Origin of the sequence: Streptomyces sp. NPDC019531, assembly GCF_044903305.1 — a bacterium.
GTDB lineage: Bacteria > Actinomycetota > Actinomycetes > Streptomycetales > Streptomycetaceae > Streptomyces.
Genome location: NZ_JBJDQL010000080.1, coordinates 1 through 22,002, shown reverse-complemented (window position 1 = coordinate 22,002; position 22,002 = coordinate 1). Strand labels below are relative to the sequence as shown.

20 protein-coding genes and 1 pseudogene are annotated in these 22,002 nt (G+C 71.7%); 10 read left to right on the top strand and 11 right to left on the bottom strand.

All coding sequences use genetic code 11. From position 1 onward, the window contains the following. Window positions 1–545, top strand: a pseudogene (locus tag ACI2L1_RS43260) (alpha/beta hydrolase family protein); the annotation flags it as partial. A gap of 39 nt (window positions 546–584) precedes the next feature. On the opposite strand, the gene ACI2L1_RS43255 reads toward ACI2L1_RS43260, so the two are convergent. Then, the gene (locus ACI2L1_RS43255) at window positions 585–1,340 is read right to left on the bottom strand and encodes a dienelactone hydrolase family protein (protein ID WP_404744974.1); all 756 of its coding nucleotides are present in this window, start codon (window positions 1,338–1,340) and stop codon (window positions 585–587) included. A 125-nt stretch (window positions 1,341–1,465) separates the two neighbouring features. After that, window positions 1,466–2,086: an L-threonylcarbamoyladenylate synthase gene (locus tag ACI2L1_RS43250; protein ID WP_404744973.1), complete on the bottom strand. Its 621-nt coding sequence runs from the start codon at window positions 2,084–2,086 to the stop codon at window positions 1,466–1,468. Between the two features lie 149 nt (window positions 2,087–2,235). On the opposite strand from ACI2L1_RS43250, the gene ACI2L1_RS43245 reads away from it, so the two are divergent. From ACI2L1_RS43245 to ACI2L1_RS43230, 4 genes are all read left to right on the top strand, one after another. Next, the gene (locus tag ACI2L1_RS43245) at window positions 2,236–3,153 is read left to right on the top strand and encodes a MerR family transcriptional regulator (protein ID WP_404744972.1); all 918 of its coding nucleotides are present in this window, start codon (window positions 2,236–2,238) and stop codon (window positions 3,151–3,153) included. Between the two features lie 239 nt (window positions 3,154–3,392). Then, window positions 3,393–4,925 carry a helix-turn-helix domain-containing protein gene (locus ACI2L1_RS43240; RefSeq protein ID WP_404744971.1) on the top strand — a complete coding sequence of 511 codons (1,533 nt, stop codon included), beginning with the start codon at window positions 3,393–3,395 and terminating at the stop codon, window positions 4,923–4,925. 213 nt (window positions 4,926–5,138) lie between these two features. After that, window positions 5,139–5,375 (top strand): hypothetical protein, encoded by a 237-nt coding sequence (locus ACI2L1_RS43235; protein WP_362666239.1) that lies wholly within the window; start codon window positions 5,139–5,141, stop codon window positions 5,373–5,375. 152 nt (window positions 5,376–5,527) lie between these two features. Next, the gene (locus tag ACI2L1_RS43230) at window positions 5,528–6,316 is read left to right on the top strand and encodes an alpha/beta fold hydrolase (protein WP_404744970.1); all 789 of its coding nucleotides are present in this window, start codon (window positions 5,528–5,530) and stop codon (window positions 6,314–6,316) included. Between the two features lie 88 nt (window positions 6,317–6,404). Here ACI2L1_RS43230 and ACI2L1_RS43225 read toward each other — a convergent pair whose 3' ends face one another. Further along, the gene (locus ACI2L1_RS43225) at window positions 6,405–7,037 is read right to left on the bottom strand and encodes a class I SAM-dependent methyltransferase (RefSeq protein WP_404744969.1); all 633 of its coding nucleotides are present in this window, start codon (window positions 7,035–7,037) and stop codon (window positions 6,405–6,407) included. A 99-nt stretch (window positions 7,038–7,136) separates the two neighbouring features. Between ACI2L1_RS43225 and ACI2L1_RS43220 the strand changes: the two genes are divergently transcribed. After that, window positions 7,137–7,589, top strand: a complete 453-nt coding sequence (locus ACI2L1_RS43220; protein ID WP_404744968.1) for a flavodoxin family protein — start codon at window positions 7,137–7,139, stop codon at window positions 7,587–7,589. Between the two features lie 70 nt (window positions 7,590–7,659). Here the strand turns inward: ACI2L1_RS43220 and ACI2L1_RS43215 are convergent, their stop codons facing one another. Together ACI2L1_RS43215 and ACI2L1_RS43210 are read right to left on the bottom strand one after the other, a co-directional pair. Then, window positions 7,660–8,367, bottom strand: coding sequence for a response regulator (locus ACI2L1_RS43215; protein ID WP_404744975.1), 708 nt, complete (start codon window positions 8,365–8,367; stop codon window positions 7,660–7,662). A gap of 419 nt (window positions 8,368–8,786) precedes the next feature. Beyond that, window positions 8,787–10,085 carry a sensor histidine kinase gene (locus ACI2L1_RS43210; RefSeq protein ID WP_404744967.1) on the bottom strand — a complete coding sequence of 433 codons (1,299 nt, stop codon included), beginning with the start codon at window positions 10,083–10,085 and terminating at the stop codon, window positions 8,787–8,789. 218 nt (window positions 10,086–10,303) lie between these two features. On the opposite strand from ACI2L1_RS43210, the gene ACI2L1_RS43205 reads away from it, so the two are divergent. Further along, window positions 10,304–10,996, top strand: a complete 693-nt coding sequence (locus ACI2L1_RS43205; RefSeq protein ID WP_404744966.1) for an ABC transporter ATP-binding protein — start codon at window positions 10,304–10,306, stop codon at window positions 10,994–10,996. Continuing rightward, a complete protein-coding gene (locus ACI2L1_RS43200) occupies window positions 10,993–13,341 on the top strand; it encodes an ABC transporter permease (protein WP_404744965.1) in 2,349 nt (782 codons plus the stop codon). Before ACI2L1_RS43205 ends, ACI2L1_RS43200 begins: the two co-directional genes overlap by 4 nt. A gap of 12 nt (window positions 13,342–13,353) precedes the next feature. Here the strand turns inward: ACI2L1_RS43200 and ACI2L1_RS43195 are convergent, their stop codons facing one another. Then, window positions 13,354–14,523: an alanine--tRNA ligase-related protein gene (locus tag ACI2L1_RS43195; RefSeq protein WP_404744964.1), complete on the bottom strand. Its 1,170-nt coding sequence runs from the start codon at window positions 14,521–14,523 to the stop codon at window positions 13,354–13,356. 210 nt (window positions 14,524–14,733) lie between these two features. Then, on the bottom strand, window positions 14,734–15,105 hold the full coding sequence (locus ACI2L1_RS43190) for an ANTAR domain-containing protein (RefSeq protein ID WP_404744963.1): 372 nt from the start codon (window positions 15,103–15,105) through the stop codon (window positions 14,734–14,736). A 211-nt stretch (window positions 15,106–15,316) separates the two neighbouring features. Between ACI2L1_RS43190 and ACI2L1_RS43185 the strand changes: the two genes are divergently transcribed. Then, window positions 15,317–16,276: a helix-turn-helix transcriptional regulator gene (locus ACI2L1_RS43185; protein ID WP_404744962.1), complete on the top strand. Its 960-nt coding sequence runs from the start codon at window positions 15,317–15,319 to the stop codon at window positions 16,274–16,276. A gap of 96 nt (window positions 16,277–16,372) precedes the next feature. Next, window positions 16,373–18,094 (top strand): hypothetical protein, encoded by a 1,722-nt coding sequence (locus ACI2L1_RS43180; protein WP_404744961.1) that lies wholly within the window; start codon window positions 16,373–16,375, stop codon window positions 18,092–18,094. Window positions 18,095–18,161: 67 nt separating this feature from the next. Here the strand turns inward: ACI2L1_RS43180 and ACI2L1_RS43175 are convergent, their stop codons facing one another. From ACI2L1_RS43175 to ACI2L1_RS43160, 4 genes are all read right to left on the bottom strand, one after another. Continuing rightward, the gene (locus ACI2L1_RS43175; protein WP_404744960.1) at window positions 18,162–18,803 is read right to left on the bottom strand and encodes a cutinase family protein; all 642 of its coding nucleotides are present in this window, start codon (window positions 18,801–18,803) and stop codon (window positions 18,162–18,164) included. Window positions 18,804–18,883: 80 nt separating this feature from the next. Continuing rightward, a complete protein-coding gene (locus tag ACI2L1_RS43170; protein ID WP_404744959.1) occupies window positions 18,884–20,116 on the bottom strand; it encodes a PucR family transcriptional regulator in 1,233 nt (410 codons plus the stop codon). A 122-nt stretch (window positions 20,117–20,238) separates the two neighbouring features. Continuing rightward, window positions 20,239–21,162 (bottom strand): alpha/beta hydrolase, encoded by a 924-nt coding sequence (locus ACI2L1_RS43165; RefSeq protein WP_404744958.1) that lies wholly within the window; start codon window positions 21,160–21,162, stop codon window positions 20,239–20,241. A 16-nt stretch (window positions 21,163–21,178) separates the two neighbouring features. Further along, window positions 21,179–22,002: alpha/beta fold hydrolase (locus ACI2L1_RS43160; protein WP_404744957.1), on the bottom strand; the 824-nt coding region annotated here is incomplete at its 5' end.

Here is a 22,002-nt window from a genome sequence, read left to right as displayed (position 1 = left end):
GTTCGGGCCCGTCCTCGACGATCAGGTCACCGCCCTGCACGAGGCCGCCCTCCGCCACCCCGACCTCGATCTCGGCCGGGTCGCCGTCCGCGGCTGGTCCTTCGGCGGCGCGCTCGCCGCGCTGGCCGTGCTGCGCCGCCCCGATGTCTTCCACGCCTCGGTGGCCGGCGCCGGCGTCACCGACCAGCGGGCTCTACCACACGCACTGGCGCGAACGGTTCCTCGGCCACCCGGACGCGTTCCCGGAGCGGTACGAGGCCTGCGACCTGCTCCTCGACGCACCCCGGCTGGCCCGGCCCCTGCTGCTGATCCACGGCCTGGCCGACACCAACGTCCCGCCGGCCAACACCCTCCGCCTCTCCGAGGCCCTCAACGCCGCGGGACGCCCGCACGAACTCCTGCTCCTGCCGGGCATCGGACATCAGCCGATCGGCTCGACGGTCACGCGGGAGCTGCTGGACCGGCAAGTGCGGTTCCTGCGGCGCCATTTGGACGTCGAGGCGACGAAGCTCCCGTCCGGCCCCGGCTTACGGAGCTCGTCCTAGGTGAGTCCTGGGGCTACGCCCGCGTATGGGCGCCCGTCCTCAGAAGGTGCGCTTGAGCAGATCGAGCAGCGCGGCCCAGTGCCGCTCGTCGCCCTCGGGGCTGTACGAGGTCGTGTCGGCCTGCGTGAAACCGTGCTCGGCGCCGCCGTAGACCTCGTGGCGGTGGCGGACCCCGGCAGCCGTCAGCGCGGCGGCGAGGCGTTCGATCTGCTCGGGCGGCAGCGACGGGTCCGCGTCGGCGTGGCCGAAGTACATCTCGGCGGTGATGTGCTCGGCCACCAGGTGCGGGCTGTCCGGAGTCTCGGTCGCCAGACGCCCGCCGTGGAATCCGGCTGCCGCGGCCACCCGGTCCGGATAGGTGCCCGCGGTGAGCAGGGCGAGCCGTGCCCCCATGCAGTAGCCGGTGAGGGCGACCGGGCCCTCGGCGACCTCGGGGCGGTCCGCCAGCCAGCGCAGATACGCGTCGGCATCCCGCATCGCGAGCTCCGGCGTCAGCGCCTGCATGACCGGAACGATCTTCTTGAAGAGTTCCGGCCGCGCGGAGGCGTCGATGAGTTCGGGCAGCTCGAAGACCGGCGCGCGCCCGTGACGGTAGAAGAGGTTGGGGACGAGGACCGCGTACCCGGCCTCGGCGAGCCGGTCGGCCATCGACCTGAGATGCGGACGCAGCCCGAAGGCGTCCTGGTAGAGCAGGACACCCGGCCGGGGCGCTCCGTCTGCCGGGCGGGCCAGATAGGCGTCGGCGACGCCGTCCTCGGTGGGGATGTCGACGGCGGTTCCCTGTACGGAGGTCATGGGGGGTTGCCCTTCTGCGCAATGCCGTGGTGAGCAGGTCGCCGACCCGGCGGAACCGGGCCGGGCACATGGTTGCACGCACCATCCAACAGTTCGGTGCACCCCCCGCCCGCTTGAGCTCGGCTTTACTCGAACCGGCTGGTGTCGCCCGCCCCGTGCCGCACGATCTCCGCCTCACCCTCGGAGAAGTCGATCACCGTCGTCGGTTCGGTGCCGCAGTCCCCGGAGTCGACGACCGCGTCCAGCACATGGTCGAGGCGGTCCTTGATCTCCCAGCCCTGGGTCATCGGCTCCTCCTCGTCGGGCAGGAGCAGGGTGCTCGACAGCAGCGGCTCGCCCAGCTCGGCGAGCAGCGCCTGGGTGACGACATGGTCGGGGATGCGCACGCCGACCGTTTTCTTCTTCGGGTGCTGGAGCATGCGCGGCACCTCCTTCGTCGCCGGGAGGATGAAGGTGTAACTGCCCGGGGTCGACGCCTTGATCGCGCGGAACACGTCCTTGTCGACCCGTACGAACTGGCCGAGCTGCGCGAAGTCCTGGCAGACCAGGGTGAAGTGGTGCCGGTCGTCCAGGTGACGGATGGTCCGGATCCGGTCGATGCCGTCACGGCTGCCCAGCCGGCATCCCAGCGCGTAGCAGGAGTCCGTGGGATACGCGATCAGCGCTCCCGAGCGGACGCTCTCGGCGACCTGGGAGATGGTGCGGGGCTGCGGGTTGTCGGGGTGCACGTCGAAGTACTTCGCCATTCGCCGAGCTTATGCCGTCGCGGTGGGGCGACGACGCAGGCCGGGCGGTGGCGCCGGTCGCCCACCTGGCCCCGATCGCCCACTGGTATGCCGCCGTACGGTCCGGGGCGGGTTGAGTCTCCCCCGAGGGGAGACCGGAGGATGAGGTCATGGACGACGGCGGCACGCTCCACTCGATCGGTGAACTGGCCCGGCAGACCGGACTGACGGTCAAGACAATCCGGTTCTACTCCGATCACGGCATCGTGACCCCCGCCGACCGCACCAGCGCCGGCTACCGCCGCTACGGCCCCGAGGCTGTCGCCCGGCTCGCCTTCGTACGGACACTGCGCGAACTCGGGCTCGGCCTCGACGTGATCCGGCAGATCCTCGACCGCGAACTGGCCCTGGACGAGGTCGCCGCACAGCACGCCGCCGCGCTGGACGCGCAGATCGGCATCCTTCGGCTGCGGCGGGCCGTGCTGACCGCCGTGGCGCGCCGCAGGCCCACCCCCGAGGAGACCCACCGCATGCACGAACTGGCCCGACTTCCCGAATCCGAACGCCGGCGCCTGGTCGTCGACTTCCTGGACGCCGTGTTCCAGGACCCCGGCAGCGAGGCGATCCGCCACTCCATGACACCGCATCTGCCCGAACGGCCCACCGAGGAACAGCTGGAGGCCTGGGTCGAGCTGGCCGAACTCACCCTGGACCCGGACTTCCGGACCGGCCTGCGGCGCACGGTGCGGGCCCACCGCTCCGACGGCTCCGCACCCCCGCGCCCGAATGTCGTGGCCCTCGCCCGAGACCACGCGGCCCCCGCCCTCGACGAAGGGATCCCGCCGAAGTCACCGGAGGCCGACGCCGTGGTCGCCGCCCTGACCGCGCACTGCGCCCGCACCCTGGACCGTCCCGACGACTCCGCACTCCGCCACCACCTGCTGAGCCTCCTGGAATCCGCTCACGATCCGCGCAGGGACCGGTACTTGGAGCTCCTCGCCCTCGTCAACGCATGGCCCGCACCGGCCCGCCTCGCCCCGGTACTCGCCTGGTCCACGACGGCGTTGCGTGCGCGGACGGCCCGGTGACACGGTCTCGGCCACGCCGTCCTCAGGAGACCCATCCGCCGAGGTCGGCTACTGGACCTCAGTGCCCGCGCGCGGCGCGCATACCCACTCACCGCACTCCTGCCCGCGGCTCCACCGCTGTTCCGCGCCCACCAGCACACCCGCACCCTCCACACCCGGCCCAGCGCCCGCCGACCGCGCGTGAGGTAACGTCCCGAGCGGTATGCGATGCGGACGCCAGGGGCGAGGAGAAGGGTGACGTGGCAGGTCAGGAGGGTGAGACAGGTGGGGGCAGAGCGGCCCACACCGGTGAACCGGTGTGGGCGCGGGAGCTCCTCGACCATCTGCGGCCGACGGGGCGTGACGTCCGCAGAGTCGTCGCCTGGCTCGCGGAGACAGTGAACGGCACGGCCTCGCTCCAGGACGACACCGGAACCCTCGTCGCCGGAACACGTATGCCGCTGGACGACCGGCTGGTGGCGGACCTCCTCGCCGGGCGCATCGCCTCCGCGGCCACCGCGGACGAGGGCAGCCATCTGCGGCTGGTCAGGGTCGAGCACCCGGACCAGGCGTCGGCCGGAGTGCTCACGGTCGCCCGGCCGACCCCCTTCGACCGGCGCTCCTCCGACATCCTCACGCACACCGCGCAGGTCCTCGAACTCCTGCTGCGGGCCCGGGAGACGACCGCGGCCGGACGGCGTCTGAAGCGGGCCACGTCCGATCTGCGCCTGGCCATCCTCCAGTTGCTCATGGTGGAGGACACCGTCTCGGCCCGCCGCGTCGCCGCGGGACTGTGGCCCGGCCTGCTCGACACGGACACGGCGTGCGTCTACGTCCTCGAAGGGAACGCGGCGGAACGCGAGTGGCTCGTGGAGGAGTGCCTCGGCGTGACCGGCGACCGGGCTCTCGTGGTGCGCTGCCCGGCCATGGACCAGCACGTGATCATCGTGGCCACCGGGGACGCGGCGGGCGAGGCTCTGCGTTCGCTCGTCGACCGCACCCCGGGCACCCTCCTCGGCGGCAGTTCGCGGCAGAGCCTGGCCCGGACCGCCACCGCCTACGGGCAGGCGGTGAGCGCCCTCGCCGTGGCGCGGGTACGGCCGGACAAGTCGGCGGTGTACGCCGAACGCAACCGCCCCGAACACCTGATGGACCCGGCGGCGCTGCGCGAATGGACCGCACGGCTGCTGCGGCCGCTCGACACCCTGCCGCACCACACCCGCGCCGAACTGCTCGCCACCACCCGCCTCGGCCTGGAGTTCACCGCCGTGAGCGCGGCGAAGATCCTCGGCGTCAGCCGCAACACCGTTCGCGCCCGCATGGAACGCGTCGAGTCCCTGCTGCGCACCGACTTCACCGACCTGACCGTCCGCGCGACCGTCCATCTGGCCCTGAGCACCCAGGTCAGCCTCGCGGACGGACAGGACGAACCGGGCGGCGCCCGCCAGGCCCGCGCCCGGCTGGGCGATCTGCTGGCCGGACCCGCGCTGGGCACCTGGGCGCAGGAGCTGCTCGGCCGCCTGGACAGCGACGCCCGCGACCTGCGGCGCACGCTGCTCAGCTGGATCGCCGCCGGCGGCAACGCGGAACGGGCCGCGCAGACACTCGCCGTCCACGCGCAGACCGTACGCGAACACGTCCGTAGTGCCGAACCGGTTCTCGAACGCCGGCTGATCGCCTCCGGCAGCGACCTCTACGAGGTCGTGCTGGCCCATCTGGCGGCCGGTGAACTCGATCACCCCGTGCTGCCCCGGGACGATCCCGGCCATTCGGACTCACCTGTGCACGGGTGAGTCCTGTGCCCCGCACAGCGGGCATCGACGCGATTCACAAGAGTCCGCAGCTCACGTAAGTTCGACGCACCGCAGGGGGAACGACCGGAACGGGGGACCGGTCGGCCCCCTGCGAGGCGTTTCCGCGTAACCCCCGAATGTCCTGCGCGGACTGTCCCGCGCGTGATGGGTACTCGTCCAGGCACGGAACCACTACCGCTGGAGGAGGCCGGAATGACCAGCAGCACGGAGACCGGCGGCGCTACCGGCACGCCGGACAAGGACTACAACCTGATCTGGTACGTGGAGGCCTGCCTGAGCAACGCGCTGCGGCTGGAGAGCTATATCCAGGACGCGGAGCGCGGCAAGGACACCGAGGTCGCAGACCTGTTCCGCAAGGCCCAGGCGGACAGCCGCAAGGGTGCGGAGATCGGCAAGGGGCTCCTGCGGGCACGGCTGAACGGCGGCTGACCGCAGAGCGCGCAGAGGGGCCGCGGCACGCTGTCCGCGGCCCCTCCGTCGTGTCCGCGCCCGGCACGAGTCGGCCCGTGACGGTGACGGCGGCCCCGGCGGCAGCTACGCTACCGATCAGTAACCTGACGTGAACCAGGAGGCGACGAGCCGTGCCGCAGCTAGAGGTCGACGGGGCAGCCCTGACGTACGACGACGAGGGCCCACGCGACGGCGACGCCGTGCCCCTTGTCCTCATCCATGGCTGGACGGCGAACCGGCGCCGCTGGGACCACCAGCTGAGCCATTTCGCCCGGACCCGCCGGGTGATCCGCCTGGATCTGCGCGGGCACGGTGAGAGCGGTGGCGCCGGCGTCCGCAGCATCGAGGAATTGGCCCGGGACGTCCTCGCCCTCCTCGACCGTCTGAAGGTCGACCGGTTCGTCCCGGTCGGCCACTCCATGGGTGGCATGATCGCCCAGACCATCGCGCTCTCCCACCCCGAGCGGGTCGAGCGGATGGTGCTGGTGAACTCCATCGGCAGGATGACGTACAGCCGCGGGAGGGGCCTGTTGATGGCCGCCTCCACCCGGGTCCCGTTCAAGCTGTTCGTCGCCACCAACATCCGGCGCGCCTTCGCACCCGGCCACCCGCGCGAGGAGATCCGCGCGCACATCGACGCCTCCGCGGCCACCCCGCGCGAGGTCGTCATGACGCTCTACGGCGCCATGCGGGCCTTCGACGTGCTGGACCGGGTCGGCGAGATCTCCGTACCCGTTCTGCTCGTGCACGGCTACCACGACATCCAGTTGCCCGTCGCGCAGATGCTGCGCATGGCCAAGGCGTACCCGGACGCGGAGGTGCGCATCATCGACGCGGGCCATGAACTCCCGGTGGAGAGGCCCGCGGAGCTGACGGCGGCGCTCGACCGGTTCCTCACCGTGAAGACACACACCGGCTGAACCACGCCAGGCTCGCGGCGACGGCAGCCGAGATGCCAGGGAGCGGCGTGCCGAGGGGCCACAGCCATGATCGTTCAGTTCATGGCGGTCACACAGGAAGCGTGCAGCACAGGAACAGATGCGGCTCGGCCGCACCCGACGGGTGGTCCGGAGTGAACTCCACGACCTCCTCGCGATCCACCACGAGTCCGGCACCGCGCACCACGGCCACGACGTCCTCGGCGGCGAAGCTGGTGGCCCGGACGGGCTGTCCCATGAACTCGATCGCCAGGTCCTCCACGTCGGCGGGCACGGTGGCGAGCACCAGGCTTCCGCCCGGCCGCAAGGCCCGGGCCAGCCGCTCCAGTACCGCCGACTGGTCCGCCCGGGTCAGCTGGAGCAGCGAGAAGTACACGCAGACCGCGTCGAACGAGCCCTCCTCCAGCGGCACTTCACGGATGTCGGCGCGGCGGAACGTGGCCTGCGGGACCTGCCGGGTCGCGAGGTCCACCATCACGGGGGAGACGTCCACGCCCAGCACGTCGTGGCCGGCGGCTGTCAGTGTCGATGCCGTGGGGCGGCCGGTGCCGCTGCCGACGTCCAGGATCCGACTGCCCGCTGCGAGCCGCCCGAGCAGCCACTCCAGTGACGCCAGATGCGCCTCGGAGTGGGCGAACGCCTTCTCGTACGTCGCCCCCAGCGCATCGAAGACCGCTGCCGCCCGCTGCGCCTCGTCGGTCACGACCAGCTCCCCCCTCGCGATGTCCGGGCATCCTAGCCCGGCCACGCCTGGCCACGACCCGGCTTGCGGGCGAAAGCCGGGGCAGGGCAGGGTTCGACCGTGGCCACCTTGCTGATCGTGCATCACACGCCCTCGCCCAACTGCCAGGCGATGTTCGAAGCCGTCGTCTCCGGTGCGACGGCGCCGGAGATCGAGAACGTCCGTGTCGTTCGGCGCGCGGCCCTGTCCGCCACGGCCTCGGACGTGCTGGAGGCGGACGGCTACCTGCTCGGCACCCCGGCCAATCTCGGCTACATGTCCGGCGCCCTCAAACACTTCTTCGACCAAATCTATTACCCCTGCCTCGACGAGACGCGCGGCCGCCCGTTCGGCGTCTATGTGCACGGCGGCAACGACGTCACCGGCGCGCTGCGCGGCATCGAGTCGATCACCACGGGGCTGGGCTGGCGCAGCACGGCCGAACCGGTGACCGTCACCGGCGAACCGGCCAAGGCCGACATCGAGGCGTGCTGGGAACTGGGGGCGACTGTCGCGGCCGGGCTGATGTCCTAGGGCGTGTGTCGGAAGTCCCTTCTGCCCCGCGACGCCGGACTTCCGACACACGCCCTAGCCGTCCACCGACCTACGAGTCACCGTCCCCGGTGGCGCCCGGAGTGATCAGCCCGCTCTCGTAGGCGAGGACGACCGCCTGGACGCGGTCCCGCAGCTCCAGCTTCGACAGGATGCGTCCGATGTGCGTCTTGACCGTCGTCGGACTGAGGAACAGCCGCTCCGCGAGTTCGGCGTTGCTGAGCCCCGTCGCCAGGAGCCGCAGCACCTCCAGCTCACGAGGCGTCAGCCCGGACAGGTCGCGGCGCGAGGAGGCCGACGGCACGGCCTCCTCGCGGTGGGCGAAACGCTCGATCAGCCTGCGCGTGATGGTGGGCGCCAGCAAGGCGTCACCCGACCGCACCAGCCGTACGGCGGCCACCAGGTGTTCGGGAGTGACGTCCTTGAGGAGGAACCCGCTGGCTCCGGCGGTGAGCGCGGCGTAGACGTAGTGGTCGAGGTCGTACGTGGTCAGGATGATCACGCGGACCTCGCCCGCGGTGTCGTCGTCGAGGATCCGCCGGGTAGCCTCGATGCCGTCCATGCCCGGCATCCGGATGTCCATGAGGACCACGTCGGGGCGGGTGCGCCGGACCGCGGCCACCGCCTCCGCCCCGTCGGCCGCCTCCGCGGTCACCTCGATGCCGTCCGCGGCGAGGATCATCCCGAACCCGGTCCGTACGAGTGCCTGGTCGTCGGCGATGACGGCCCGCAGCACCTCTCTGTTCACTTCGTCCGTCAACGCGGCCTTCTCCGTGGTCTGGTGCACGTGGATTCGGTGCACCGGGGCGGCGCTCTCGCTGGTCCGTTGCCCGTACATGTCGTCTGCCGGCGCGGCTTCCCCGCCGGTCCCTTGCCCGCACACTCCTTCCGCCGACACGACCTCCCTGCCGATCCGCTGCCCGCTCATGCCGTACGTCGACGCGGAGTCCTGGCTCGCTCGCCGGCTCGCGTCGTACGGCGACGGGGCCTCCGGAGTCGTTCGGGGGCTCGCCGTGTCGGTTGCTGACGTGGGCTCCCGGTCCGTTCGTCCGCTCGCGTGGGTTGCCGGCGTGGGCTCCCGGTCCGTTCGTCCGCCCGCGTGGGTTGCCGGCGTGGGCTCCCGGTCCGTTCGTCCGCCCGCGGCGGCTGCCGACGTGGCCACCCGGTCGGTTCGTCCGCTCACGCCGTGCGCCACGGCACCTCCGCCCTGATCCGGAAGCCGCCGGCGAGTGTCGGACCGGCCGTCAGCTCGCCGCCGTAGACCGCGAGGCGCTCCCGCAGTCCGATCAGTCCGCGCCCGTTTCCGTCCGCGGGCACCCCGTCGCGGACCGCGCCGGTGTCCTGGACCTCGATCTCCAGCCGGTCACCGGACCAGCCGACGGTGACGACGGCCTCGGCGCCGGGCGCGTGCTTGATGGTGTTGGTCAGGGCCTCCTGGACCACGCGGTACGCCGTGAGGTCCACGCCGGGCGGCAGCGGTTCCGTAGGCAGCGACACCGAGACGCCGACCGGTGTCCCGGCCGCCCGCACCCGGTCGATCAGAGCGCCCAACTGCCCAAGCCCCGGCTGCGGTTCGAGGCCGTCGGCGGGGGAGTCCGGGCGGCCGGTGTCCGGGGCGGCCAACAGACCCATCACATGCCGGAGTTCGGCCATCGCGGCCCGCCCCCCGGCCTCGACCGCGAGCAGCGCCTCCTTGGACCGCTCCGGGGCTGCGTCCATGACCTTGCGCGCGGCGCCCGCCTGGATGACCATCACGCTCACATTGTGGGTCACGACATCGTGCAGCTCGGCGGCGATACGGGCCCGTTCCTCCTCCACGGCCCTGCGGGTCGCCTCCTCGTGCGCCCGCTCCAGCTCCGCGAACCGTCGCCGGTTGGCCGCGAGCCGCCGCTGTCCGAACCGGACCACGCTGGCCAGCACCCCGGCCACCAGCAGCACCACCCCGGGGCTCGACCAGCCGGGCAGCACCGGTTGCGTGGACCGGAAGGCCACCCCGGCCAGTACCGCGGCGACCACCAGGCCGGCCATCGCCCCCGCCCGGTGACGGCTGTGCATGACAGCGCTGTACGTGCCGATCACACAGGTCAGCACGGTGATCCAGGAGGCGTCGTCGCCGATGGCGAGCGCCGCCGTGAGCACCACGGCGAACACGCTCAGCGGGAACCGCCGGCGCGCCGCCAGCGGCAGCGCCGACAGGACGACCAGTCCCCAGGGCGGTGAGGAGACCGGCGGCTCGATCCGCCCGACCGGGGGAACGGGAGGCCGAGGCGGAACGGGCACCCCGTACTGCACCTTCGACACCTGCACCGGCCCGTCACCGGGATAGCGCGAGGCCACCACCAGCGCGACCACCGTCAACAGCACAGCCAGCAGCACGTCGAAGCACACCGATCGCCGCGACAGGGGAGCACCCTTCGCCACCGGCCGCAGCGCGAGCCGCACCTGCCGACCCCATCCCCGCAGGTACTCCGTCTCCATGCGCACATTGTCGCGGTCCCCTGGCCCGCCGCGCGTCCGTCTGCACGACCAACGCCCCCTCCGCCGGGCGTACGTCGCAGGGATGACCCCGCCTCCGGATCCTCCGCACGAAGGGCCGTATGTCGGTGCCCCGGCCGACGCGCCCGCCGCTCGCCCGCCCTTACCTTCGCCACGCCGGCAAGGACACGACCCGACGACAGTCCAGAAGGGCACCTCCCATGACCCAAGTGATCGAACTGAAGGGCGTGGCCAAGCGCTACGACAACGCCGGCGCACCCGCGCTCGGCCCGCTCGACCTCTCCGTCGCCCAGGGCGAGGCCCTCGCCGTGACCGGCCCCTCCGGCAGCGGCAAGTCCACACTGCTGAACCTCGTCGCAGGGCTCGACAAGCCGACCGAGGGCACCGTGACCGTCGCCGGACAGCAGGTCGACCGGCTCGGCGAGCACGCCCTGGCCCGGTTCCGCCGCGAACGGATCGGCATGGTCTTCCAGTTCTTCAACCTGCTCGACGACCTCACCGTCGCCGACAACATCCAGCTTCCCGCCCAGCTCACCGGCTCCTCGCGACGCAGGACGGAGCCCAGGGCCCAGGAGCTCATGGAGGTCCTCGGCATCCAGAAGCACGCCCGCGCCTACCCCGGCCGTCTCTCCGGCGGCGAGCGCCAACGTGTCGCCGTGGCAAGGGCGTTGGTGAACCGGCCCGCCCTGCTGCTCGCCGACGAACCCACCGGCGCTCTCGACAGCGCCTCCGGCCAGGACGTCCGCGAGCTCCTGGTCGACCTGCACCGCGGTGGCCAGACCATCGTGCTGGTCACCCACGACCCGGCCCTGGCCGAGGCCTGCGCGAGCCGCACTGTCCACCTCGTCGACGGTCATGTCGCCCTCGACTCCCGCTCGGCGGCCGTGCGATGACCGGACCGCTCGTCCGTGTCGTCCGCTCCGGGGTGGGCCGGCGCCGGGTCCAGACCGTGGTCATCGCCATCGCCACGATGATGGCCGTGGCGGCGGCCGTGGTCGCGGGCTCGCTCATGGTCGTCTCGAACGCCCCCTTCGACCACGCCTTCGCCGAGCAGAAAGGCGCCCACATCACCGCGGAGTTCGATCCGGCCAAGGCCACCGCACAGCAGCTCGGGGCCACCGGGCAACTGGACGCGGTCACCGCGAGCGCGGGGCCGTACCCCTCCACCGTCATCGAGGCGACGGACTCGTCCGGCCGCCGGCCCCCGGCCATGACCCTGGTCGGACGCACCGGCCCGCACGCGGACGTGGACGACCTGGACCTCACGTCCGGCCGGTGGGCGAGGAAACCGGGCGAGATCGTGCTCAGCTCCTCCTATGAGGGGCCCGCCTTCAAGGTGGGCGACACCCTGACGGCCTCCGGCACGACCCTCACGGTCGTCGGCTTCGCCACCTCGGCCAGCAAGACCGCCGACGCATGGGCAACTCCCGTGCAAACCAGGGCCCTTGCCTCCACCGAGCACCCCGTCACCAGCCAGATGCTCTACCGCTTCGACTCGGCGGGCTCCAAGGGCGACATCGCCGCCGACCGCAAGAAGCTCCTCGGCGCCGTCCCGTCCGGGGCACTCCTCGGCACCCGGTCCTATCTCGACACCAAGCGTGCCGCCGACTCGGGCGCCGCCCCGACCATCCCGTTCCTGGTCGCCTTCGGGGTCCTTGGCATCGTCATGTCGGTGATCATCGTCGGCAGCGTCATCAGCGGCGCGGTCGGCACCAGCCTGCGCAGGATCGGCATCCTCAAGGCCATCGGCTTCACCCCGCGCGAGGTCGTCCGCGCCTACGTGGCCCAGGCACTCATCCCGGCGGCCGCGGGCATCACGCTCGGCGTCGTCCTCGGCAACCTGCTGGCCGTGCCGCTGCTGGACGACACCGAGCAGGCGTACGGCACCGCCACCCTGTCCGTCGCCTGGTGGGTGGACGTCGTGGTTCCCGCCGGCGCACTTCTGGTCGTCGGGATCGCGGCCTTCGTCCCCGCGCTGCGGGCCGGAAGGCTGCGTACGGTCGAGGCCATCGCCGTCGGCCGGGCCCCGCGCACCGGACGCGGTCAGTGGGCACACCGGGCGGCGGGACGGCTGCCGCTGCCCCGGGCGGTGACCTACGGCCTTGCCAGTCCCTTCGCCCATCCGGTCCGTACGCTCGCGATGCTGCTCGCGGTCGCCTTCGGCACGATCGCGGCGACCTTCGCCGTCGGGCTCACCTCTTCACTCAACGAGGTCACCGCGATACAGGACCCGGAGAACCGTTCCGCGGTCACCGTCTTCACCGGCGGTCCGAGCGTCGCGGGCGGCGAACACGTTCCCGCGCCGGGCACCCCGGAGCCCGATCCGGCCGACCCGGCCAAGGTGAGCGCCGCCATCAAGGCGCAGGCGGGCACCGCCTCGTACTACGGAATGGCCCAGCAGGACGCCACCGTGGCCGGCGTCTCCGGAACCGCGCGGGCGACCCTCTACCAGGGTGACTCCAGTCGCGGCGGTTACGCCATGGTCTCCGGGCACTGGCTCACCGGCGCGGGTCAGGTCGTCGTACCCGGCCAGTTCCTGGAGACCACCGGCACCGAGATCGGCGACACCGTACGCGTGACGGTCGGGAAGGAGGCGGCCACGTTGCGGATCGTCGGCGTGGCCTTCGACAGCTCGGACGACCAACTGGAGATCCACGTGAACAGCGCGGACTTCCCGGCGACCAAACCCCAGGTGTTCCTGGTCGACGTGAAAGCGGGCGTCTCCGCGGTCTCGTACGCCGAGAAGCTCGCCGCGCGGGTCGAGCCCCTCGGTGCCGACGCCCGGGCCAACTCCCCTTCCGCGCAGGACAACTTCGTGATCGTCCTGAACACGATGGCCGTGCTCCTCACCCTGATGCTCGTCTCCGTCGCCGGACTCGGCGTCCTCAACTCCGTGGTCCTGGACACCCGGGAGCGCGTCCACGACCTCGGCGTGTGCAAGGCGCTCGGCATGTCGCCGAGGCAGACCGTGAGCCTTGTCCTCGCCTCGGTGGCCGGCATCGGCGTGCTCGGCGGCCTCGTCGGCGTCCCCGCCGGATACGCGCTGCACGGCTATGTGCTTCCGGTGATGGGACACGCGGCGGGCACCGGCCTCCCCAGCTCGGTCCTCGACGTCTACGACACCCCGCAGCTGTTCCTCCTGGGCCTGGCAGGCCTGGCCATCGCGCTGCTGGGCGCGATGCTCCCGGCGGGCTGGGCGGCGAAGGCCCGTACGGCCACGGCCCTGCGCACGGAGTAGCGGTCACCCCTCTCACCCCTCCTCGCGCAGGCCGACGACCAGGTCGCGGGGGAGACCGTGGGTGTCGTGGAGGTACTCGTAGTCCTCCTCGCCCAGCGGCCCCCGGTACCGCGGCCCGGACAGCAGACGCCGCCCGCGCTCCAGCAGCCGGTCGAACCGGCGTTCCTCCTCCAGCAGCACGTCACGGACCCGACCTGTCCCGCAGGTCTGCCGGAAGTGGTCCAGCGGGTGCTGGAGGAGTTCGACGGGCAGGTCGGAGAGGGTGCGGGACGGGTCGTCGCGCCGCAGGGTGGTGAGCAGCCGGCGGACGATGCGGCGCAGGACGTATCCGCGCCCGGTGTTGGACGGCCGTACCCCGTCGCCGATCACGACGACACCGGAGCGCAGATGGTCGCAGACCAGACGCAGCGACGGCCGGTCGAGCTTCCAGAGCCGCGGAAGCAGCCGTGTCCAGGGTTCGAACAGATCGGTGTCGTAGACCGAGTCGTGGCCCTGCAGGACGGTGACCAGGCGCTCCAGCCCCATGCCGGTATCGATGCCGGGACGATCCAGGGGCTGGAGGGAGCCGTCGTCGAGGCGGCGGTAGCGCATGGCGACGTGGTTCCAGATCTCCACCCAGCGCGGGTCCGTGGTGGGCGTGCCCTGAGGCGGGCCTCCGCCCGTCCACACGAAGATCTCCGAGTCGGGGCCGCACGGGCCGACGGGACCGTTGGACCACCAGTTGTCCTCCCGGGTGAGCTCCACGGGCACGCCCAACTCCTCCCAGACGCAAAGCGATTCGAGGTCAGGGCCGACCTGCTCGTCGCCGCCGAAGACCGTGACGTGAAGCCTTTCCCGCGGGATGCCGAAGCCCTCGCGGAGCAGCTCGTATCCCCAGCGAAGGCTCTGCGAGTGACCGTAGTCGCCGAGCGACCACGAGCCGAGCATCTCGAACACCGTCAGATGCGTGGAGTCACCGATCTCGTCGAGATCGGTGGTGCGCAGACAGCGCTGGACGTTGACGAGGCGCCGGCCCCGGGGATGGGGACGGCCCTCCAGATACGGTGTGAGCGGGTGCATGCCCGAGGTGGTGAACAGCACCGGGTCCCCGGGAGGCGGCAGCAGTGTGCTGCCGGTGATCAGGTGGTGTCCGCGCTCGCGGTGGAAGTCGGTGAAGACGCGTACGGTCCGGTCCGTGTCCATGGCGATGGTCCTTCGGTCTGGTGGGACCGGAAACGACCGTGGGAACAGACGGCGACCAGAGGTCCCGCGCCGGCGGTCCGTTTCCGGCCGCCGGGGGAGGGGGAGAGGTCAGACGTCGGCAGCCGGCGAGCTGGTCGCTCGCGCGGCTGCGGTGTGGGTACGGCTGGTGACCTCCATGCGATCAACGGTACGCACGGGCCTCCCGGACCGTCACTCGGTTTTCCGGGGGAGGACTCCGCCGTAGCCCTCACACCAGTGTTCCTGTCGCACCAGCGGCCGGCTTCCGTGCACCGCGCGCGCCTCGGTCAGCGCGATGCGCAGTGCCGGGCGGATCTCCGCGGGCAGACTGCCGACGTCGGGCCAGTGCACGATGTGCAGGGCGACGTCCCGCAGCTTGGTGTTGGTGCGCTGGGAGACGGTCTTCAGGACCTCCCACCCCTGTTCGGGGCGCAGACCGCTCACCGCGACGACGACACCGATCGCCTGGTCGACGACGGCGTGCGAGACAAGGGCCTGCCTGAGCTGGGCGATCTCCTCCTGGAGCTCCTCGATCTTCTCAACCAGCTCTTCGCGTTGCGTCATGCACAGCCCTGTATCCCTCTCCCCCTGCCGCCGGACGACTCCAGCGGTCGCCCCCTCCATCCTGGACGCGGAGGACCCGCCGCCACGAGCCGCAGGACGCACATCCCGACACCGCAAGGACAGAAAACGAAAAGCGGGCCCGCAGCATCACGGGATTCGCGGGTACGTGGCCACGGAGGAACCGACCCGCGAGTGAAAGGACCCGGCCGCCATGGAGACGCTCACATTCGACAGCGACGACCTGGACCGCACCGAGGAGTTCCTCAGCCAGGCCTACGCGAGGATGCGCATCGGCAACGGCACCCCGGACAGCAGCCGCGCCCGTCTCCACCGCACCGCCATCGACTCGGTCAGCGTCGACGAACTCGACCTGGACTTCGACATGAGCTACGCCGTCACCCCGCTGGGCCGGATCTGCCTGTGCGTGGTCCACGAGGGCACCATCGAGGACCACGTCTACCAGGGCGTCTCGGACTCCTTCGGCCCTGGCGACGTGGTGTCCCTCGCCCCGCCGGAACTGTCCTACGCGGGCCGTGTCCATGCGGCCCGCTACAACATCACCATGCTGGACCCCGACCTGCTCACCCAGGTCGCCGGGACCGCCGACGGACCGCGCCCGGAACCGGTCCGGCTGACCGGACACCGGCCCCTCAGCCCCGCCGCGGGCGACCGGCTGCGGGCGACCATCCGCTATGTGCAGGACCACGTCCTCGCCGATCCGGCCGTCGCCGACCAGCCGCTGGTCGCCTCCACCGCCGCCCAGCACCTGGCGGCGACCGTCCTGGGCACCTTCCCCAGCACCGCGCCCACCGACCCCACGGGCCCCGACCGGCAGGACGCCCATCCCGCCGCCCTGCGTCGCGCCCTCGCCTTCATCGACGACCACGCCGACCGGCCCCTCACCGTCGCCCAGATCGCTGAGGCGGCCCACATCAGCGTCCGCGCCCTCCAGTACGCCTTCCGCCGGCACCTGGACAGCACCCCGCTCGCGTACGTCCGCCAGGTGCGTCTGTCCCATGCCCACGACGAGCTGGCGGCCGCCGACCCCGAGGACGGCAGCACGGTCACGGACATCGCCGCCCGCTGGGGCTTCTACCACCCGGGCCGCTTCGCCACCCTCTACCGGCACACCTACGACCGCTCACCGCGCCGTACGCTCCACGACGGCTGACGTCCGCTCTGCGGCTGGTGACAAAGCGTCCACCAGGCCCTGCGTTCTTGTGAGCAACCCCCGAGAGCACAGCCCGTGCCGCCCTACCGTCCCAGAATGAACACGAGTCGCAGCAGAGGACGAACCCTGAAGACACTGCGGACCACCGCGCTGGCGGTGCTGCTGACCACCGGGGCGTTCACCATGGCGTCCCCCGAGGCTCAGGGAGAGAGCGCGAGAACCGAGACGGCCGTGTCGACGAGCGCCGGAGTGACCGAGACGGTCGTACGCGTGAAGGCACCCCTGCCGGCGTCCTTCGGCGCCCGGCCCGCGGCATGCGACTGGCTGTCGTATCTGCGCTACCGGTCCTCGACGGGTCCCGCGGCATCGGCCGACGCCGACCGGGTCCTCGTCGCCCAGCCGGGCATCCTGGAGGGCGCCGGTGCCTTCGACAGCGTCGCCCGCAACACCGTGACCCGGGCCGCCGAGCAGGGTCGGCACATCGAGTTCTGGGCCCTGGACCGGCGGTCCAACTGCCTGGAGGACCCGACCGGGATCGCCTCAGGCGACCAGCACACCGCCGTCGACTACTACTACCGGGGCAAGCAGGTCGCGGGTCGCACCTTCGCCGGGTTCGTCGGCAACGACCAGCTCGGGTGGATGGCGAAGCTGGGCATCGAGCAGACCGTGCGCGACGAATACGACCTGCTCGCCGCCGAGTTGCCCGACCAGAGTGTCCGCAAGGACAAGGTGCTGTGCGGCGGCCACTCGCTCGGCGGTGTCATCACCGGCTACTTCGCCGCCGCCGACTTCGACGGCGACCCCGCCACAACCGCCGACGCCGGCCACAACCAGTGCGCCGGCTACTTCGCCCTCGACACCACCGTCTCCACCTCGCTGGCCGACCTGAGCGGCAGCATCCCCGACGACACCAACCTGCCCGACGTGGGCCTCGGTTACGGCGTCGTCCAGGCCGGACTCGACAGCGGAGTGCTCCCGCGCTCGCTGTCCGCGCCCGTCCTGCTCAACCCGGAGACCATGACCCTGCTCGCCATCGCGGGCGTGGGCGCCCTTCAGGACCCGGGCGGCGAGGCCGACCTGCCGAGTTATCTGCCCGCCAACACCAACATCGAGGCCACCAACCGCTTCCTGTTCTCCAAGGACACCGCCACCTTCCTCACCGGCTCACCCGCGGTGAAGGACTTCCGGCTCACCAACGAGGCGGTGCTCGGCGCACTGATGGACGACCAGTCCGTGCCGCTCGCCTTCCTGCAGAGCAGCGTGGGCTTCTACGACGGCGGTCCCATCACCGACAAGAACTTCCCCGTCACCAACGGGAGTTCCACCCAGCCGGGGCTCTTCGGCACCGAGTACAAGGCCATCCCCGCCGTACCCCACGGTCCGCTCTACACCTGGCGCAACTACGACCGGGTCGGCGACCCCGACGACCCCGGGTACAAGTCGTCCGACGGGACGCCGTTCACCGCCGCGGGCAAGGAGGTCACCGACATCCAGGAGCTGGCGCGCAGCATGGCCGGGCAGCCGCTGGACTTCACCGAGCAGTACTTCCCGACCAAGCTCGTCACCGACCTCGAACTGGCCGACTCCCCGCAGGTGAAGCGGCTCGTCGTGCACCCGGACGGGCTCACCGCGAACCCGACGCTCACGGTCCTCGCGGGCGACGGACTGCTCGCCGGGCGGGTCCCCGCCGACCTGCACCCCGTGGTCGCCGACGGCTACCAGCACCTCGACGTGCTGACGGCCGCGCCGGTGCAGAACAACGGGCGGCCCGAGCCGGTGTCCACCGCCCTCACGGAGTTCGCCCGCACCCCTCAATAGCCCACCCGCCATGAGAAGGGCCCGGGAGGAATTCCTCCCGGGCCCTTCTCATGCCTCCAAGAGACTCTCAGACCTTGCCCGCGGCGAACGCGGCCGCCGCGTCGGCGTCCGCGGTGTAGCCGAGGTGCGCCAGTGTGTCGTCCCCTCCCGCTTCGCAGACCGGGTCGCCCTCGGCGCAGAAGTCGATGGTGCGGCTCTGGTACGTGCCGGTGACGCTCTTGCCGATCGCCCGGATCGGGTTGCCGAACAGCAGCACCGCGGCGACCCTCGGCTCCAGTGCGGCGGGAATGGTCGCCACGATGGGACTGCCGACCACCGCACCGGCGCTGCTGATGCCGATGGAGTTGTCGACGACGTTCGCGCCCTGCGAATAGCCGACCAGGATGAAACGCTGATTCGGACAGGCGGCCGCCTGGCTGTTCACATGGTTCACCAGGTCCGAGTTGCCTTGCGCGGCCGAGGTGAGGGAAAGGTCCGCGGGATAGTTCACCTTGTAGCTCGACAGATTCCGGCCGGTGAGCTTCTTCTGGAGGGCGGAGAAGACCGGGTCACCGACGATCAGGCCGAGCGTGCCCGGCTCGAACGTGCCGCGAGCTGCGACGACGTCGATGTCCGAGCAGGCGGCGGCCGAGGCGGCGGGTGTCGAGAGCGTGGTGAGACCGACCCCGCCCACGAGCGAGAGTGCGGCGAGGCACAAGCGAATACGCATGGGGATCCTTTGAGGGTGGGGCGTGTGAAACGCCTGCGGAAAAGGATGTCCCGAAGTTATTCGCTTGACCGAGCCAGGTGTTATGGATGGGAATTCAGGAATTCCTCGCTTTTTTGTGCCGTCGTGAGTGCCAGAATGAGATCCAGACGGGACGCGGGATCATGCAGGGCGTCGCCGAAAACCTTCTCCAGCTGTCGCATCCGATAACGCACCGTCTGCGGATGGACATGGAGACGCGCTGCGACGTCGGGCACATTGCTACCACTGAGCAGCCACGCCAGCAGAGTCTCGGCGAGCCGTTCGCGCTGCCCCTCCGACACCGCGTCGAGCGGCGCGAGGACGTGCGCCCGCAGCCGGTCCAGCATCGGTTCGTCGCTGTGCAGCAGCAGTGTCGACATGTGGTCCGCGCAGCGCAGCACCCCCTGCCGGGGGAGGATCCCGCGCCCCATCAGCCCCAGCGCCCGGGTGGCCCAGCCGAGCGACTGGGCGGCCTCGGTGAGCGGCACCGTCGGCCCGATCGCGGCCGGGCGGCCACGCAGCGCGAGACCGAACGCCCGGCTCCCGAAGCGTCCGGACCCCTCCGGATCAGGGATCAGCATGCGCGGCGGCCGCGAATCCATGTCCACCAGCGCCCCCGCCGCCGCCAGCGGCCAGTCCTCCTCGCGTTGGTCCGGGGTGGCCGCCAGCGCCACGACCGCGACCCGTTTCGGCACCGGCCACCGGGCACCGTGGGCCAGGTCCTGGACCGCCGCCGGCGCCACCGGCCCCTCGCCCAGCAGCAGGTCAAGCAGGCGTCTGCGCCGTCGTTCCAGCTCGCCCGTGTCGTTCGACCGGGCCTCCGCGTACCCGGCCGCGGCCGCCTCCGCGACTTCGTGCACGGTACGGAAGGCGAGCTCGCCCAGGGCCGACACCACCGCCGAGTCGAGGCCGAGTTCCTCCGCCGTACGTCCCATCCGCCGCCAGGCGTGCAGCCCTCCGATGCGCAGCGCGGACTGCAACGCGTCGAGGCCGCGCCCCTCCAGGGCCTCGCCGCGGCCGAGTTCGTAGTACGTCGCCGCGATCGCGTCCCCACGCCCGCGGGGGTCGGCGATGTGGTCGACGAACAGGGTCAGCGCCTGCACCACGCCGGCTCTGAGATGCTCGTGGTAGGTGCCGTCGCCGGGGCGCGCGTACTCGGGTACCTGACGGCGGACCTCCTCCTCCACCTCGTCGGCGACGTCCTGCAGGTCGGCACGCAGGAGTTCGGCCAGGTCCGGCGGCATGGGGGCGGCTCCGAGGCCCTCCGGAGGACCGTGCGGGGCGGGGGTGGCCAAGGGGGACCCTCCTTTCACCCGGAAGCGGCTCACCCGCGGGCCGTTGCCCGTGGGACGAGGGGACAGTCCCGTGTTGGACGGACGACCCCTGCGTTGCGTTCCGTGTCCCGACGGTACCGACTTCACTGCGGCACCCCCAGCCCACCGGCGAGCATCGGCCACGACGCGGTGAACTCCTGCTTCCAGTAGGCCCAGCTGTGCCCTCCGCCCGAGTAGAAGTGAGTGGTGACCGGGATGCGCAGCAGCGCGAGCATGTCGGTGAAGCTGTGGGCGGAGGGCCACAGGGCGCTCTCCAGCGCCTCCGGCAGCCAGTCGCCCGTGCCGCCCGCGATCCCGCTGCCGCTGGAGACGTACAGGGCGGTGCCGCGCAGCCCCTGCGCGCGGTCCCGCGGGTTGAAGTCGCGCCAGGTGAGCAGGTTCAGGAACGGATTGCCCCACAGCGAGGTGGGCACCAGGTTCTCCCGGGCCACGATGGCGTCCACCAGCGGGGGCACTCCGGGTGCCATGGTGTCGAGGATGCCGCTGTAGGAGGCCGCCGCGGTGAACAGGCCCGGATGCCGTGCCGCGTGCGCCATCGCGCCGTAGCCGCCGGTGGACACCCCCGCGACGACCCGCACTCCGGAGGCCCGGTAGTCGCGGGCGAGCAGTGCGGGAACCTCCGTCAGCTGGAAGGTCTCGTAGTCGGGCCCGCCGCGCCAGGCGGTGGGAATCCCGGTGGGACCCGCGTCGGGCATCGCCACGATCAGGTCCCGGCCCTCGGTGAAGGCCTCGATGTCCGTCTCCCGGGTCCATGAGGTGTAGTCGTCGTGGGCGCCGTGCAGCAGATACAGCACGGGATAGGTGCGCGTGGACTGCGCGTCGAACCCGGTCGGCAGGATCAGCCGCACGGGCGCGCTGCGGCCAAGCGCGGTGGAGGACACGGACACGTCGATCGTGCGTGACCCTAGGGCGGCGGCGGTCCGGGCGCCGAACAGGACGGCCAGACCGGCACCGGCCGCGGCCTTGGTGACGGTGCGTCGGGACACTCCGGTGGTGCGACGGTGCATGGCGGCTCTCCTCGGATCACGGTCGGCGGGTCCCTTCGGCGAGCTCCCGCCCGAGGTGGGCGGCGAGCTCGTCGACGTGCGGCGGGTCGAGCAGCGACAAGTGGTGCCCGGCGATCGGTACGACGGTCAGGCGCGGGCACACCTCGTCCCAGCCCAGTGCCTCGTCGACCCGTTCGTAGGCGGGGTCGCGCACGGTGTGCGGAGCGGACTCGGTGGCCCGGTACAGGACCACCCGCCCGTCGTACCGGCCCGGCCGGTGGGCCTCGCCGATCCTCAGGTCCAGATAGGAGGAGCGCTGGTGCTCCAGGGCGGCGGACGGCACGTCGGTGGCCGCGCGCAGGATCCGCAGCACGGTGTCGATCCGCTCGCCGTCGTCGTCCATGGCGACGAGTTCGTCGTACGGCAGCTCCAGCGGGACCCCGTAGGCGTCGCCGACATGGCGGGCGAACCCCTCGAAGTGGGCGCGGATCCGGTCGGCCGGCGTGCGGTCCGGCTGAGGGAGCGGCCGTACGGAGTCGATGAGCACCACGAGCTCCACGTCCCGCCCCGCGGCGGTCAGTTGCCGTGCCGTCTCCTGGGCGACGAAGCCGCCGAAGGACCAACCTCCCAGCAGACAGGGCCCGTCGGGGTGGACGGCGGTGACGGCCTCGACGTAGCGGCGGGCCTTCTCGGCCACCGTGCGGGCGTCTTCGAGGCGTTCGAGACCGTACACGGGCCGCTCGTCGCCCAGGCGTTCGGCGAGCGCCCGGTAGACGTCGGCCGTTCCGCCGGCGGCGTGCACGAGGAACAACGGAGGGAGGGAGCCGGCTACGCGCAGGGGGCGTACCGCGCCGGTGCGGA

Coding starts and splice junctions, on each gene's coding strand:
- ACI2L1_RS43255 (WP_404744974.1), bottom strand. CDS start 1,340: ATGACCTCCGTACAGGGAACCGCCGTCGACATCCCCACCGAGGACGGC.
- ACI2L1_RS43250 (WP_404744973.1), bottom strand. CDS start 2,086: ATGGCGAAGTACTTCGACGTGCACCCCGACAACCCGCAGCCCCGCACC.
- ACI2L1_RS43245 (WP_404744972.1), top strand. CDS start 2,236: ATGGACGACGGCGGCACGCTCCACTCGATCGGTGAACTGGCCCGGCAG.
- ACI2L1_RS43235 (WP_362666239.1), top strand. CDS start 5,139: ATGACCAGCAGCACGGAGACCGGCGGCGCTACCGGCACGCCGGACAAG.
- ACI2L1_RS43210 (WP_404744967.1), bottom strand. CDS start 10,085: ATGGAGACGGAGTACCTGCGGGGATGGGGTCGGCAGGTGCGGCTCGCG.
- ACI2L1_RS43205 (WP_404744966.1), top strand. CDS start 10,304: ATGACCCAAGTGATCGAACTGAAGGGCGTGGCCAAGCGCTACGACAAC.
- ACI2L1_RS43200 (WP_404744965.1), top strand. CDS start 10,993: ATGACCGGACCGCTCGTCCGTGTCGTCCGCTCCGGGGTGGGCCGGCGC.
- ACI2L1_RS43195 (WP_404744964.1), bottom strand. CDS start 14,523: ATGGACACGGACCGGACCGTACGCGTCTTCACCGACTTCCACCGCGAG.
- ACI2L1_RS43190 (WP_404744963.1), bottom strand. CDS start 15,105: ATGACGCAACGCGAAGAGCTGGTTGAGAAGATCGAGGAGCTCCAGGAG.
- ACI2L1_RS43185 (WP_404744962.1), top strand. CDS start 15,317: ATGGAGACGCTCACATTCGACAGCGACGACCTGGACCGCACCGAGGAG.
- ACI2L1_RS43180 (WP_404744961.1), top strand. CDS start 16,373: ATGAACACGAGTCGCAGCAGAGGACGAACCCTGAAGACACTGCGGACC.
- ACI2L1_RS43175 (WP_404744960.1), bottom strand. CDS start 18,803: ATGCGTATTCGCTTGTGCCTCGCCGCACTCTCGCTCGTGGGCGGGGTC.
- ACI2L1_RS43165 (WP_404744958.1), bottom strand. CDS start 21,162: ATGCACCGTCGCACCACCGGAGTGTCCCGACGCACCGTCACCAAGGCC.